Consider the following 14,097-nt stretch of genomic DNA (forward strand, 5'->3'; position numbering starts at 1 on the left):
GACTATCCTTTCGACGGCGCACTCCGCTCTGGCGAGGCCGCTCCGCTTCAGCCTTTGCATACGAAACCGCCCCGGGCAAAACGCAAAGCGTTTCGCCCGGGGCGGTTTGCTGTAAAACCTTTTTAAAAAGGTTATTCCATGGAAATGATATAGTAATAGACAGGCTGTCCGCCGGAAAGTACCGCAACCTCCGCGTCGGGACAGGCGGTTTCAAACATACGGGCGGTTTCCTGCGCCTGCTCCTCGGACACGTCTTCGCCGAAGTAGATGGAGATGAAGGAACTGTCCCGCTCGTGGGCGTCCTGTGCCAGTTTTTCCGTCAGCGCGGAAAGAGATGCGTCCGTGCCGAACAGCTTTCCCTCTTCCAGCGCCAGATAGTCCCCGGACTTGATGTCAAAGCCGTCAAAATCCGAGTCCCGGGCGGCATAGGTGATCTGGGCGGTAACCACGGCGGAGAGCGCCCCGGTCATGGCGTCGGTAATTGTCTGCGCATCGGGAGCCTCAAAATCCACATTCATCATGGCGGTCACGCCCTGCGGAATGGTTTTGGTGGGGATGACCACCACATTTTTCTCCGTCAGCGCGGCACACTGCTGGGCGGCCATGATGATGTTGCCGTTGTTGGGAAGAACAAACACGGTTTCGGCGGGGATGGCGTCCACGCCGTCCAAAAGACTCTCGGTGGAGGGATTCATGGTCTGCCCGCCGGAGACAACGCCGTCGGCGCCCAAGTCCCGGAACACGGCGGCAAGCCCCTCTCCGGCGCAGACGGCCAAAAAGCCGTACTTCTTCTCCGGAGCAGCGACCTTGTGGCCGGATTCCTGCGCAGGCGCGGATTCCAGCTCGGCTTCCACCGCGTCCAGATCGTCCGTGCTCTGGGCCTGTTTTCCGGCCGCCAGTTCGTCTGCCTGCGTGCGCATGTTTTCGATTTTGGCCAGCTCCAGCGTGCCGTATTTCTGGGATTCCGTCAGAGCGCTGCCGGGGATATTGGTGTGGACGTGAACCTTGAAGGCCTCGTCGTCCTCGCCAATGACCAAGCTGTCGCCAATGCTGTTCAAATAGGCGCGCAGAGGCTCCAGAGAGATGTTTTCATACGCCTTGCGGACGATGAACACCGTGTCGAAGGCAAAGGTGATCTCCTCGGCGGAGAGCGTGTTAAAGTCGGCCTTGTCCTTTTCCTCCGTACTGTCTCCGGAAATCTCCGGCATGGCCTCGCCGCGAAGCTCGGCCAGCATTCCGTCCAGAATCAGGAGATAGCCCTTGCCGCCCGCGTCCACCACGCCGGCCTTTTTCAGCACCGGATTCATGTCGGTGGTCTGGGCCAGAGTCTCGTATCCTGTGCGGATGGCGGCTTCCAGCATGGCGGCCGCATCCATTCCTTCCGCCGCCGCGTCCACGGCCCGTTTCGCGGTGAGACGGGAGACGGTGAGAACCGTGCCCTCGGCAGGCTTCATCACCGCTTTATAGGCGGCGGAAACACCCTCCTGCATGGCGGCGGCCAGCGTGGCGGCATCTGCCGTCTCGTGGCCCTTCAACCCCTTGGAAAGTCCCCGGAACAGCAGAGATAAAATAACTCCGGAGTTGCCCCGGGCGCCCCGCAGCAGGGCGGAAGCGGTGACGGAGGCGGCGCGGTCCACGGATTCCGGCTCGCATTTGCGCAGTTCCGTGACGGCGGCGGCGATGGTCATGCTCATATTGGTGCCAGTGTCTCCGTCGGGGACGGGGAACACGTTTAAGTCATTAATGGATTGCTTTTGGGCCGTCACGGAGGCGGCCCCATGCAGCACCATCCGTTTAAAGAGGGCGCCGCTGATCTGTTCGTTCATCTGTTTTGAGACCTCCCTTGGATCACAGGGTCATGGAGTCAACGCATACGTCGACCGCCCTGACCTCCACACCGGTGTTTCTGGTTACCATATACCGCACTTCATTCATAATGGAGCTGCACACCGCAGGGAGGTTTACGCCGTTTTCGACGATGATATGAAGCTCGACGGAGATGGTGCCGTCGTCATTGCTGGTAACGCTGACGCCCTTGCTCATGGCCTCCCGGCGCAGAAGGTGGACCAAACCGTCCGTCATGGAGCGGTAGGCCATGCCCTTGACGCCGAAGCAGTTGGTGGCGGCGATGCCGGTGATGTTGGAAAACACGGCGCTGCTGATCGTGACGGCGCCCTGCTCGGAATTCAGTTGGATCATAAGAGCATCCTTTCCTTTCATAGATCGGCCCGCGAGGGAAAGCCCCGACCCAAAATGTGCTGTTTTGCTTAGTCAGGAAATTATTATATACGATTTTACGCCAAAGTACAAGATAAAAAACCGATTGAGTGCAATTCCAAAGCGGTCTGATGAAAAAGAAAGAGGCAAAAAACGGATTTCTTATTGAAAAAAACCTCGCTATGTCGTACAATTGTAAAATACAGATTTGTGCGGCTGCGCGGGCCGGAAAGGGATGCCGAAAGTGATGAACACGGGCGCATTCTATGTGGCGGCGTGCTATGCCGCGTGGGGCGTTTTGCCCCTTTTCTGGAAGTCATTGGGGTCGGTGAACTCCGTGTATGTGCTGGCGTCCCGCATTGTGTGGTCGCTGGTCATGACGCTTCTGATGCTGACGGCCCGACGTGAGTGGGGCAGCGTCCGGACGGTGCTCCAAAACCGGTGGGAGTGGGCGCGTCTTGCCGTGGGCGGAGTGCTGATCACCGTGAACTGGGGCGTATATATCTGGGCGGTCAACAGCGCTCATATCATTGACGCAAGTTTGGCCTACTATATAATGAATCCCATGACGGTGCTTTTGGGAACACTGCTGTTTCGAGAGAAGCTGACGAAACTCCAGTGGTTTGCCACCGGGCTCACCGTGACGGGCATTGCCATTGCCGCCGTCCGGCTTCAGGTGTTCCCTTGGATTGCGCTGGTGATTGGCGGGAGCTTTGCGCTGTACAGTGCGGTAAAAAAGAAAGTGACGGTGGACGCCAACGTGTCCATTTTCTTTGAGACTGCCACGGTGACGCCGCTGGCGCTGATTTGGATCATTACCGCGGAAATGCAGGGCGCGGGGGCAGGAGGCATTCTGCACGGGGCGCAGTGGCTGCTGCTGCCGTTGAGCGGCCTTGTGACCACCATCCCGCTGATGCTGTTCGCCGTGGGCATCAAGACCACGTCCATGTCCATGTCCGGCGTGCTGATGTATATCAATCCAACGCTTCAGCTGCTGCTGGGCGTGCTGCTCTATCATGAGGAATTCACCGTTACTCACGGCATTTTATTTGGCTTTGTGTGGACAAGTCTGACGCTTTTCCTGATCTCTGACAGGAGAAAGCAGAAAAAAACAGCGAAGGAGAACGAGGCATGCGCGTAATCACCGGCTCCGCACGGGGCAAACGGCTCAAAGAGTTGGAGGGGATGGAGACTCGCCCCACCACCGACCGGGTGAAGGAAGGGCTTTTCAGCGCTATCCAATTTGAAATTGAGGGACGCAAGGTTTTGGACCTGTTCGCCGGGACCGGTCAGCTGGGGATCGAGGCGCTGAGTCGGGGCGCGTCCAGCTGCGTTTTTGTGGATCGGCGGGCCGACGCGGTGAAGCTGGTTCGCGAGAATCTGAAGCTCACCGAGCTTTCGGACCGGGCGCGGGTCGTGGCCGGAGACTCCATAGAATATCTGAGTACTCTGCGGGAAAAATTTGACCTGATTTTTTTGGACCCGCCCTACACGGCGGGGCTTTTGGAACCGGCTCTGGCGCAGATTGCCCGGTTTGACATTTTAACCCCGCATGGTATAATTGCGGCGGAAGCACCGTCGGACAAGACGCTGCCGGCACTGGCGGCGCCGTATCGGGTCAGCCGCACATACCGCTATGGGAAAATCGGACTGACGATTTACCGCCGGGCGGGAGACGAGGAAAACGAGGGGTCGGCCACATGAGAACAGCAGTCTGCTCCGGCAGTTTTGATCCGATCACGCTGGGGCATTTGGATATCATCCGGCGGACGGCGGCCTGCTTTGAACAGGTTTGGGTCTGCGTCAGCCCTAACGCGGAAAAGAAGAATCAAATGTTTACCCCGGAACAAAAGCTGCTGCTGGTCAAGGCCGCAGTGGCAGAATACCCCAATGTCCGGGCGGAACTGTGGCCCGGCCTGCTGGCGGATTACGCCATGGACCATGGGGCCTGCGCCATCGTCCGGGGCGTTCGCAACGCAACGGACTGGGACGTGGAGCGGGAGCTTGCCCGCATCAACGCCGATTTACACCCGGGCTTGGATACCATGCTCCTGCCCGCGGCGGCGGAATATGAGCATTTCAGTTCTTCCATGGTGCGGGAGATGATCCGCTATGGACAGCCGTTGGAAAAGTATCTGCCTGCGGCGGCGGTGGAACTGGTACGGAAAATGAGAACAGAGTTAAACAGAGAGGAAGCGTGAATCCGATGCCCAACAATGCAAATGATGTCAACCGTTTGATCGACATGCTCTATGAGCAGATCGAAGACGCGAAATCCCCGGCATTAAAGCCGAATATGAGCATGGTGGATCGAGATGAGCTTCTGGATCTGCTGGATGAACTGCGGGCGCAGCTGCCCATCGAGATCAAGCGGGCGCAGGAGCTGCTGGCTGCACGGGATAAATTCGTGGAGGACGCGAAGCGGGACGTGGAGCGCATGATGCGTCAGGCCGAACTGGATGCCAAGTCCAAGGTGTCCGACAGCGAGGTGCTCAACGCCGCCCGGCAAAAGAGCCAGTCCATCGTGAACAACGCCGAGGAGCGGTCCAAGCGGCTGTATCAGGTGGCCAACGAGTATGCCGAAGACGCTCTGTCCCGCACCGAGGAGGCCATCCAGATGGCGCTGGACGAGGTGAAACAGTCCCGTATTCGGTTCCGCAGTGTCTCTGCCAACAAGATGCAGGAGCAGCGCCGCCGGGTAGATAACCCCGACCAAGGGCAGGACGCACCATTGGAACGGGAAGATTCCTGAAAAGTTTGTGAAAAATCACAATAAAAATCCTAAAACTTTTTAGCATACACTGTATATGGTGCAATAAAATTTAGCAGATCGTTCCCCAACACAACATGTTGTGTTGGGGAACTTTTTTTGGCTTTATGTCAACGGATGCAACCTCGTAGAACATCTGTTTGAAAATACAGAATTCTTGTGAAATCATGTCGAAAACAGTCATTTTTCGAGGGTTGTAATCTAAAAAAACATCTTGCAATTCCGGCAAAATTTGATTATACTCAAACATGTGAGTGGGGAAAAGTGGTGACTTGAGGTGAGTGGTGGTGAAAAGGTTCATCCCTGTCCCATAAATTGCTGGAAAGGGGATGGCGCTGATGACAGGAACAAATCAACACAACATCGACGCCAAGGGCCGTCTGGCAATCCCTGCCAAGCTGCGGGAAGAGCTGGGAGACGTATTTTACGTCACCATCGGGCCCGACCCCTGCCTGACGATTTATTCTGATCAGAGCTGGGCGCGGCTGACTGAGAAATTCGACGCCTTGCCCTATTCCAAAGCCCGGGCGCTGCGCCCTCTGTTTTCCAACGCCATCAAGTGCGAGCCGGACGGACAGGGCCGCATCCTGATCCCCCAGAAGCTGCGGGAGTATGCCCGCTTGAAAAAGGACGTATCTGTGATCGGCGTCAGTTCCAGAGCAGAAATCTGGGACACGGCCACCTGGCAGGCGCAGGAGCAGCAGGAGCTGGAGAGCGGAAACATGCTCTCTGCCATGGAAGAGTTGGATTTCTGATATGGAATATATTCACAAACCCGTATTGCTCCGCGAGAGCATTGAAGCGCTGAACATCCGTCCCGACGGGATCTATGTGGACGGGACACTGGGCCGTGCAGGGCACTCAAGAGAGATTGCCCAGAGGCTGACCACCGGCCGGCTCATCTGTATTGACCGAGATGGGGCCGCCATCGACGCCGCAAAGGAGCGTCTGGCGCCTTGGCTGGACCGTGTGACACTGGTTCGGGGAAATTTCTCGGAGCTTGCGGAGATCCTGCAGGACTGCAAGATTCCCGCCGCGGACGGATCGCTCTTTGACCTTGGCGTGTCCTCTCCCCAGCTGGACGACGCCGCCAGAGGATTTTCCTATATGCACGACGCGCCGCTGGACATGCGGATGGATACCTCCGCGCCCCTCACCGCCTACGAGGTGGTGAACGGCTGGAGCGAAGGCGAGCTGCGGCGCATTCTTTACGATTACGGCGAGGAGCGATACGCGCCCGCCATTTCCCGGGCAATCCTCCGGTACAGAGAGGGACGGCCCATCGAAACGACGCTGGAGTTGGTGGAGATCATCAAGTCCGCGATGCCGCCCAAGGCGCTGCGGGAAAAGCAGCACCCCGCCAAGCGGAGCTTTCAGGCCATCCGCATCGCCGTCAACGGCGAGCTGGATGCGCTGGAACCCATGGTGGAGGCCGCTGCCGCGGCTTTGCGGCCCGGCGGGCGGCTGGCTGTGATCACGTTTCATTCGCTGGAGGACCGCATCATTAAGCGGGCCATGCTGGCGCAGGCACAGGGCTGCACCTGTCCGCCGGATTTTCCGGTGTGCGTGTGCGGCAAGAAGCCGAAATTAAAAATACTGACCCGAAAGCCCATTGTCTCCGGTGACGAGGAGCTGACAGAGAACCCCCGCGCACGCAGCGCAAAACTCCGAGTGGCGGAGAAATGCGAACTATGACGCCGCAGACGTAATGGACTGCGAAAGGAGCGGATAGTATGCGGCCTAGATTTGAACAAATCTATACGCAGGGAACTTTGGCACAGACGGAAATATGGGTGGACCGGGAAACCGGCGTCCACTATTTGTTCCACCGAAACGGCTGCGCCGCAGGCGTAACGCCGCTGCTGGATCAGGACGGAAAACCAGTGATGCTGGAAAAATAAACGGGCGCTGCGGGGGCGATTCCCCGGCAAGGATGGGAGAAACCTTGCAAAAGCGCCTTGTGTGTAAAGTACAAAGGAGAGGGGGGAGACGGCATGGCGGCTGCGGCTGCGCGAACTCCGCGCTATAACCATCGAAGCGCGACCTATGGAGATCTGGCTTATGATTTGGATCGGGAACTGCGGGAGCGGCAGTTGTCCCACGCGGGCGAACTGCCCCGGCGGCGGGAAGAGACTGTGGCGGAACCCCGTGTGCGTTCCGTTACCCATGCAAAGGTTCGGGAACGGCAGCACGTTTCCTTTTTGACGGTGCTGGGATTTTTGGCAGTGGCGGGGTTGGCGGTGATGACGCTGCTGTGCCATGTGCAGCTGACCGGCCTTTCCAGCGACGTAGTCTCCTTGAACAAGGAACTGCGCCAGCTTCAGACCGAAAACGTGAGTCTCACCGCGGAGTATGCCCAGATGTTTGATCTGGACACGGTGAAAGAGGCGGCGGAGTCCGCCGGAATGGCCAAGCCCAGCAGCGGGCAGACCTATTACATGGACCTCAGCGACGGAGACTGCGCAGTGGTCTATCAGAAGCGGGAGACGGGCCTGCTGGAGCGGGTTGTGACCTCGCTGAACCACGGCGTTTACGCAGTGGTGGAATATTTCGGCTGAGACGCAATACAGTGAACAGAGGGAGTAAGAAGGAGGGGCGCTCCTTCTTACTCCTTGAATCTTGTTAGAAGGCGCATGGCGGCGGACGCCGTTTGGAAGATGGAGGATATGATGAACAAGCCCAATAAGCGCAGAAAAAGCGACGCAGCCCGCTGGGCCAATCAGACCATCCGCAACCGGACGGTGCTGATGATGGTCCTTTTGGGCGTGACGGTATTCGTGGCGCTGCTGCTGAAGCTGTATAACCTGCAGATTGTCCGGCACGAGGAACTGCAGGAGAAGGCTGTGGCCCAGCAGACCCGCAGCGCAGTGGTCACGGCTTCGCGCGGCGCGATCTATGATAAAAACGGAGAGATCATGGCGGTTTCCGCCTCGGCGGAGACGGTGTGCATCTCCCCTTATGACATTGAAAACAACAAGGAGACGCAGGACAAGGAATATGTTGCCCGGGGTCTTGCCCGCATTCTGGAACTTGACGAAGGCGTGGTTCTGGAGAAGATGAACAAAACGAAATCCCAGTATGTGGAGCTGAGAAAAAAGGTGGAGCAGAAGATGGCCGACGAAGTTCGCCGCTTTATCAACGGCGAGATCGACGACGAGGGGAACGCGCTCACCACCTTAAACGCCGCGGGAAAGACCGTTCTGATCAGCGATCCCACGAAAGGCCCCACGAAGCTCCATGGCATTTTCCTCAATGCCGATTCCAAGCGCTACTATCCTTACGGAACGCTGGCGTCTCAGGTGATCGGTTTTGTGGGCAGCGACAACACGGGGCTTTACGGGCTGGAGGCGAAATACGACGATGTGCTGGAGGGCACCTCCGGTCTGACCGTTACCGCCAAGACCAATACCGGCGAGGATATGCTCTATCAGTATGAGCAGTATTACGATGCGAAAAATGGCGACAGCCTGGTAACCACCATTGACGTGAGCGTACAGTCGTGTCTGGAAAAGGGCATTGAGTCCATGGTGGATAAGTTCGGGGCCAAAAACGGCGGAACCGGTATCGTCATGGATGTGAATACCGGCGGGATTATCGCCATGGCGTCCTATCCCACCTTCGATTTGAACGACCCCTTCGCGGTTTATGATACGAAGCTGGCTGCCCATATGAACAGCAACCTCTCTGCGGCTCTGTCAGGACTGACGGAGGGAACCGACGAATACGCCGCCGCCCGCAGCAAGGTGGTCAGCGCGGCGTTGGGGGAGCAGTGGCGTAACCGCTGCATCAGCGACACCTATGAGCCTGGCTCCACCTTTAAGCCCATCACTCTGGCCACGGCGCTGGAGGAAGGGCTGGTGAACCTGAACACCACCTTTAGCTGCTCCGGCTCCATTATGGTTCCGGGCTGGTCCAAACCCTTTGGCTGCTCCAAGCGCTCCGGTCACGGACTGCAAAATCTGATGGAGGCTACCGGGCACTCCTGCAACCCGGCTTTTATCAGCATGGGTCTGAAAATTGGGACGGAAAAATATTACCAGTATCTCAAGTCCTTTGGCCTGATGGAAAAGACCGGCATTGACGAAATCAGCGAGACTACGGGCATGTTTGCCGGGGAAAAGGACTTTAACTCCAACGTGGTTTCTCTGGCGTCCTATGCTTTCGGCCAGACCTTTACCGTTACTCCGCTTCAGGTGATCCGTGCGCAGGCTACCACCATCAACGGCGGTTATCTGCGTACGCCCTATCTGGTGGAGCAGGTGGTGGACGATCAGGGCAATATCAAATATCAGCACGATTCCACCCCCGTGCGTCAGGTGGTCAGCGAGGAGACCTCCAAAACCGTGCGGGAGTGCTTGGAATACGTGGTGGCCTCCGGTACCGGTAAAAACGGTCAGGTGGTGGGCTACCGCATCGGCGGCAAGACCGGCACCGCGGATAAAACGGGCAACCCCGACAAAGACGTGGTGGTGTCCTTCATGTGCTTTGCCCCGGCGGACGATCCCAAGATCATCATGCTGATTACCATGGACGCCCCCAGCCGCAATACCGGAGTTTACGTCTCCGGAGGCAACATGGTGGCACCCACCGCCAGCTCCGTTATGGGTGAAATCCTGCCCTATGTGGGCGTGGAACCGGACTATACCGCCGAGCAGATGGTGGGTGCGGACGCAACCGTTCCCAACGTGGTGGGGCAGACGGCGGAGGCCGCGAAGGAGAAGATCACAAATCTCGGCTTTACCTGCCGCATGGTGGGTACCGGAGAGACGGTTACCGATCAAACGCCGCTGGGCGGCGCCATCGTTCCCAACAGCGCCACCATCATCCTGTATCTGGGCGAGGAAAAGCCCAACACGCCCAGTAAGGTTCCGAGTGTGGTGGGCATGACGGCGGCGCAGGCCAATACGGCGCTGACTAATGCGGGCCTGATTATGAAGGTCACCGGCGCAACGGCCGCCAGCAGCGGAAATGTATTCGCGCTGAATCAGTCTGTCGCCCCCGAAACGGAGGTTCCCGCCGGAACGGTGGTTTCCGTGCAGCTGGGCGCGCAGGGAAAAACAGCAGACTAAGGGAGCTCTGACAGGTTTTGCAGGGTTTTCAGCACTTTCTCACGTATACTTTGCAAATTGCGCCGGATATACTGTGTATGACCGAAAATTTATCATACACACTGAAAAAGGGGCGTGTTTTAGAAATGAAATTAAAAGATTTACTGATCGGCGCAGATGTGCTGGAACTCCACGCGGATGAAAATCTGGAGATCACGGGTGTCAGCTATGATTCTCGGAAAACGCAAAAAGGCGACGTGTTTGTTGCCATCAGCGGCTATACCATGGACGGCCATGCCTATATCGGCAAGGCGGAAGAGGCCGGAGCGGTATGCGCCGTGTGCGAACGAAAACCGGAGAGCGGCATTCCCTATGTACTGGTGAAGGAGTCACGGCGGGCGCTGGCCATGCTGGGCGTCAACTGGTTCAGCCACCCGGCGGAGCACATGGTAATGACTGCCGTTACCGGTACAAACGGAAAAACCACGACCACTTATCTGCTGAAAGCCATTTTGGAGCAGGAGTTGGGGGCGAAGGTGGGCCTGATCGGAACCAACCAGAACATGGTCGGCGAGGAGGTTTTGCCCACGGAGCGAACCACGCCGGAATGCTTTGAGCTGCAAGGATTGTTCCGTCAAATGCTGGATGCGGGCTGCACCCATGTGGTGATGGAGACGTCGTCTCACGCGCTGTACGAGGGCCGGGTCCACGGCATTCGGTACGATTTGGGGATTTTCACGAATTTGACGCAGGACCATCTGGATTTTCACAAGACTATGGAGAACTACTGCGACGCAAAAGCCATCCTGTTTCAAAACTGCAGCGTCGGCATCTACAATGCCGACGATCCTTGGGCCGCGCGGCTGATGAAGGACGCAACGTGCGAAAAATTCTCTTACGGGGAAAAGGCGGGCGCCGATTTGTGGGCCGAGGATATCGAGCTTGGCGCGGACCATGTGGCGTTCACCGCGGTCACAAAAAATGAGCGGGTAAAAATTTGGGTTGGCATTCCGGGCGGATTTATGATATATAATACGCTGGATGTTTTAGCAGCGGCGCTGAAGCTGGGGGTTCCTCTTGTAAGAAGCGCCGAGGCTCTGCGCAAGGTTCCCCACGTCAAGGGCCGGGTGGAAGTGATTCCCACGCCGGGCCGGGATTATACCATCTTGGCCGACTATGCCCACAGTCCGGACAGTCTGAAAAATGTTCTGACCACGGTAAAGGGCTTTGCAAAGGGCCGCACCGTGGCGGTGTTCGGCTGCGGCGGGGATCGGGATAAAACGAAACGCCCTCAGATGGGCAAAATTGCGGTGGAGATTGCGGACTTTGTGGTGGTGACCTCTGATAATCCCCGGACGGAGAAGCCCGCCGTCATCGTCGATGAGATTCTGGCCGGTATGGAGGGAACCCCCACGCCTTACGCCGTGGTCGTGGATCGGGTCGAGGCCATCCATTATGCCATGGACAACGCGGAGAAGGACGACGTGATTGTTCTTTGCGGAAAGGGTCACGAAACTTATCAGGAAGTGAACCACGAGAAGCGCCACATGGATGAACGGGAGATCGTGGCGGAGCATCTGGGCCTGATGCGGTGATACGCCTTCGGGGAAGATTACGGAAAACTGATTTCGGTTTGTACAATAGAGGACTGAAAATACTCTTGGTATAGAGAATGCACAGGGAAAGGCCCGGCCGTGCCGGGTAAGAGGGAACCATATGGACATTTCAAATTGGCTGGCGCTGGCTGCCGGCTTCCTGTTGACACTGGTGATCGGCAGGTTTTTGATTCCGGAGCTGCGAAAGCTGAAAGCAGGACAGGAAATTCGTGAGGACGGCCCCAAGTGGCATGCCGGCAAAGCCGGCACGCCCACTATGGGCGGCATCATGTTCATCATCGGCACGGGCGTGACGGTGATTGTTCTGGGCTGGGGACGGATGCTGGCGGGAGATTTTGCCCATCTGTATGTATACCTGTTCGCGCTGGTATTTGGACTGATCGGCTTTGTGGATGACTACCGCAAGGTGCGCCAGCATCAAAACGAGGGACTGACCGCCAAGCAGAAATTCGTTCTGCAGCTGGCGGCGGCGGTGGTTTTTCTGAGCCTGATGCGGTATGAGGGACTTTTGACCAACAACCTTTATATCCCCTTTGTGAATGTGACCCTGACAATTAACTGGGTGGTCTATCTTATTTTCGCGGCTTTTGTGATTGTGGGCTGCGTCAACGCTGTGAACCTGACGGACGGAATCGACGGTCTGGCCGCCAGCGTCACCTTTGTGGTGATGGTGTTCTTCACGGTGGCGGCCGCTGCGGTCTACGGTGCGGGCCTTGCTCTGCTTCCGGCGGCGTTGGCGGGGGGCCTTGTGGCGTTTTTTGCCTATAATCACCATCCGGCCAAGGTCTTCATGGGCGACACCGGCAGCCTCTTTCTGGGCGGTGCGGTGGCGGCGCTGGCCTTTGCAATGGATATGCCGCTGGTGCTGATCCCGGTTGGAGTTATCTACATTGCCGAGACGGTGTCGGATATCATTCAGGTGGGGTACTTTAAAGCCACCCACGGCAAGCGCTTTTTCAAAATGGCCCCGCTGCATCATCATCTTGAGCTGTGCGGCTGGAGCGAAGCGAAGCTGGTGGCAGTATTCTCTCTGATTACCTTGGTGGGCTGCGCGCTGGCGTGGCTTGGCATACAGGGAAAACTTTAAGGCGATCTGACAATGCGCTTTGCGCGGATGGAAAGGGGGAGACGACAGTGACACGGGAACGCAAACCAACTGGCAGCCGCCCCCGGACCGCGCGCCGCAACGAAGACCGGGGGTACAGCAGCGTCCGCCGCCCTTCTGTCAGCCGGGAGGAACTGCTGGCCCGCCAAAGGGCGAAAGAAGAGCGGATGCTCCGGGAACAGGAGAGCCGGGAATTGGCGCGCGGTCCCATTGACCTGCCCTTTTGCCTGCTGGTGATGATGCTGACCATCATCGGGCTGGTGATGCTCTTTTCCGCCAGTTTTCCCCGGGCCTATTACGAGGACAGCAACCCCACGTATTACGTATCCCGGCAGGGTGTGTTCGCTATCATGGGAATCGCGGCCATGGCGTTTGTGGGAAAAATCAACTACCAGCGGTTCCGTGGCATGGCAAAGCCGCTTTTGTATCTGGCGATTATCCTGCTGGTGCTGGTCATCATCCCCGGCAACCCGATTGCATTGACCCGAAACAACGCCACCCGCTGGCTGGGGGTACCGAATACGGCGCTGCAGTTCCAGCCCTCGGAAATTGCAAAGCTGGCGGTAGTCCTTTACTTTTCCGACACCATTTCCCGAAAAAAGGAACGAATGCAGACCTTTCGGTACGGGATTCTGCCCTACGGCATCATTTTGTGCGTGATCGCGGGGCTGATGATGATGGAACCCCACCTTTCCGGCACGCTGTTGATTTTGGGCGCGGGCGCGGCCATCATGCTGGTGGGCGGCATCAGCTGGGGCTGGGTGCTGGGCGCGCTGGGTGCGGCGGCGGCGGGTATGTACGCCATCGTCGGAATTATCGGATACGGCGCGTCCCGCATCGCCATGTGGCACGACCCGTTCATCGACGCGCGGGGAGACGGGTATCAGCTGGCCCAGAGCCTTTTGTCCATCGGCTCGGGCGGGCTGTTGGGCGTGGGTCTGGGAAAAAGCCGCCAGAAGTTCATGTATTTGCCCGAGGAACACAACGACTTTGTATTTTCCATCGTGTGCGAGGAGCTGGGCCTGATCGGCGCGGCGGTCATCATGCTGCTGTTCGCGGCGCTGATCCTGCGGGGATACTGGATCGCCCTCCACGCCCGCGACCGGTTCGGAAGCCTTTTGGTGGTGGGCGTTACCACGCTGCTGGCGTTCCAGACCTTTTTGAACATGGGCGTGGTGACGGGCTTGCTGCCCACCACCGGTGTGTCTCTCCCGTTTTTCAGTTACGGGGGTACGGCGTTAACCATCCAGCTTTTTGAAATGGGAATTGTTTTGAGTGTGTCGCGGCAGATGAAGATTTAATACCGACGCATGAAAAAGCTGGGCGGCAGAAAGATGAAGG

The 14,097-nt window shown here is 57.6% G+C and carries 14 protein-coding genes; 12 read left to right on the forward strand and 2 right to left on the reverse strand.

Features of this window, described 5'->3' with window-relative positions; genetic code table 11:
• Positions 1–131: 131 nt before the first annotated feature.
• Complete coding sequence (locus ON16_RS03360; protein WP_040659386.1) at positions 132–1,826, reverse strand: DAK2 domain-containing protein; 1,695 nt, start codon at positions 1,824–1,826, stop codon at positions 132–134.
• 22 nt (positions 1,827–1,848) lie between these two features.
• Positions 1,849–2,199, reverse strand: coding sequence for an Asp23/Gls24 family envelope stress response protein (locus ON16_RS03365; RefSeq protein ID WP_193372936.1), 351 nt, complete (start codon positions 2,197–2,199; stop codon positions 1,849–1,851).
• A gap of 265 nt (positions 2,200–2,464) precedes the next feature.
• Here ON16_RS03365 and rarD point away from each other — a divergent pair, with 265 nt between their 5' ends.
• The 12 genes from rarD (at position 2,465) to ftsW (ending at position 14,057) form a co-directional block, all read left to right on the forward strand.
• Positions 2,465–3,358 carry an EamA family transporter RarD gene (gene rarD / locus ON16_RS03370; protein WP_051131502.1) on the forward strand — a complete coding sequence of 298 codons (894 nt, stop codon included), beginning with the start codon at positions 2,465–2,467 and terminating at the stop codon, positions 3,356–3,358.
• Positions 3,349–3,921: a 16S rRNA (guanine(966)-N(2))-methyltransferase RsmD gene (gene rsmD / locus ON16_RS03375; RefSeq protein WP_040659388.1), complete on the forward strand. Its 573-nt coding sequence runs from the start codon at positions 3,349–3,351 to the stop codon at positions 3,919–3,921. Before rarD ends, rsmD begins: the two co-directional genes overlap by 10 nt.
• The gene (gene coaD / locus ON16_RS03380; RefSeq protein WP_040659390.1) at positions 3,918–4,418 is read left to right on the forward strand and encodes a pantetheine-phosphate adenylyltransferase; all 501 of its coding nucleotides are present in this window, start codon (positions 3,918–3,920) and stop codon (positions 4,416–4,418) included. The genes rsmD and coaD overlap by 4 nt, the downstream gene beginning before the upstream one ends.
• A gap of 5 nt (positions 4,419–4,423) precedes the next feature.
• The gene (locus tag ON16_RS03385) at positions 4,424–4,969 is read left to right on the forward strand and encodes a hypothetical protein (RefSeq protein WP_040659392.1); all 546 of its coding nucleotides are present in this window, start codon (positions 4,424–4,426) and stop codon (positions 4,967–4,969) included.
• 356 nt (positions 4,970–5,325) lie between these two features.
• Entirely contained in the window at positions 5,326–5,742 is a 417-nt protein-coding gene (gene mraZ, locus ON16_RS03395; RefSeq protein WP_040659858.1) for a division/cell wall cluster transcriptional repressor MraZ, read from the forward strand.
• A 1-nt stretch (position 5,743) separates the two neighbouring features.
• A complete protein-coding gene (gene rsmH / locus ON16_RS03400; RefSeq protein WP_040659397.1) occupies positions 5,744–6,682 on the forward strand; it encodes a 16S rRNA (cytosine(1402)-N(4))-methyltransferase RsmH in 939 nt (312 codons plus the stop codon).
• Between the two features lie 38 nt (positions 6,683–6,720).
• Positions 6,721–6,888, forward strand: a complete 168-nt coding sequence (locus ON16_RS03405; RefSeq protein WP_040659400.1) for a DUF6440 family protein — start codon at positions 6,721–6,723, stop codon at positions 6,886–6,888.
• Between the two features lie 93 nt (positions 6,889–6,981).
• On the forward strand, positions 6,982–7,545 hold the full coding sequence (locus ON16_RS03410) for a hypothetical protein (RefSeq protein WP_040659402.1): 564 nt from the start codon (positions 6,982–6,984) through the stop codon (positions 7,543–7,545).
• Positions 7,546–7,599: 54 nt separating this feature from the next.
• Positions 7,600–10,056 (forward strand): penicillin-binding transpeptidase domain-containing protein, encoded by a 2,457-nt coding sequence (locus ON16_RS03415; RefSeq protein WP_243441754.1) that lies wholly within the window; start codon positions 7,600–7,602, stop codon positions 10,054–10,056.
• Between the two features lie 125 nt (positions 10,057–10,181).
• Entirely contained in the window at positions 10,182–11,630 is a 1,449-nt protein-coding gene (locus ON16_RS03420) for a UDP-N-acetylmuramoyl-L-alanyl-D-glutamate--2,6-diaminopimelate ligase (protein ID WP_040659860.1), read from the forward strand.
• A 121-nt stretch (positions 11,631–11,751) separates the two neighbouring features.
• The gene (gene mraY / locus ON16_RS03425; protein ID WP_040659404.1) at positions 11,752–12,738 is read left to right on the forward strand and encodes a phospho-N-acetylmuramoyl-pentapeptide-transferase; all 987 of its coding nucleotides are present in this window, start codon (positions 11,752–11,754) and stop codon (positions 12,736–12,738) included.
• Positions 12,739–12,785: 47 nt separating this feature from the next.
• Positions 12,786–14,057, forward strand: coding sequence for a putative lipid II flippase FtsW (gene ftsW, locus ON16_RS03430; protein ID WP_323405477.1), 1,272 nt, complete (start codon positions 12,786–12,788; stop codon positions 14,055–14,057).
• Positions 14,058–14,097 lie beyond the last annotated feature (40 nt).

Origin of the sequence: Oscillibacter ruminantium GH1 (genome assembly GCF_000307265.1) — a bacterium.
In the GTDB taxonomy this organism is placed as follows: domain Bacteria; phylum Bacillota; class Clostridia; order Oscillospirales; family Oscillospiraceae; genus Oscillibacter; species Oscillibacter ruminantium.

What these genes read in the sequence shown, in the direction of transcription:
- rsmD (WP_040659388.1), top strand. Translation starts at nt 3,349, where the DNA reads ATGCGCGTAATCACCGGCTCCGCACGGGGCAAACGGCTCAAAGAGTTG.
- ON16_RS03385 (WP_040659392.1), top strand. Translation starts at nt 4,424, where the DNA reads ATGCCCAACAATGCAAATGATGTCAACCGTTTGATCGACATGCTCTAT.
- ON16_RS03420 (WP_040659860.1), top strand. Translation starts at nt 10,182, where the DNA reads ATGAAATTAAAAGATTTACTGATCGGCGCAGATGTGCTGGAACTCCAC.
- rsmH (WP_040659397.1), top strand. Translation starts at nt 5,744, where the DNA reads ATGGAATATATTCACAAACCCGTATTGCTCCGCGAGAGCATTGAAGCG.
- ON16_RS03410 (WP_040659402.1), top strand. Translation starts at nt 6,982, where the DNA reads ATGGCGGCTGCGGCTGCGCGAACTCCGCGCTATAACCATCGAAGCGCG.
- rarD (WP_051131502.1), top strand. Translation starts at nt 2,465, where the DNA reads ATGAACACGGGCGCATTCTATGTGGCGGCGTGCTATGCCGCGTGGGGC.
- ON16_RS03405 (WP_040659400.1), top strand. Translation starts at nt 6,721, where the DNA reads ATGCGGCCTAGATTTGAACAAATCTATACGCAGGGAACTTTGGCACAG.
- coaD (WP_040659390.1), top strand. Translation starts at nt 3,918, where the DNA reads ATGAGAACAGCAGTCTGCTCCGGCAGTTTTGATCCGATCACGCTGGGG.
- mraZ (WP_040659858.1), top strand. Translation starts at nt 5,326, where the DNA reads ATGACAGGAACAAATCAACACAACATCGACGCCAAGGGCCGTCTGGCA.
- ON16_RS03360 (WP_040659386.1), bottom strand. Translation starts at nt 1,826, where the DNA reads ATGAACGAACAGATCAGCGGCGCCCTCTTTAAACGGATGGTGCTGCAT.
- mraY (WP_040659404.1), top strand. Translation starts at nt 11,752, where the DNA reads ATGGACATTTCAAATTGGCTGGCGCTGGCTGCCGGCTTCCTGTTGACA.
- ON16_RS03365 (WP_193372936.1), bottom strand. Translation starts at nt 2,199, where the DNA reads ATGATCCAACTGAATTCCGAGCAGGGCGCCGTCACGATCAGCAGCGCC.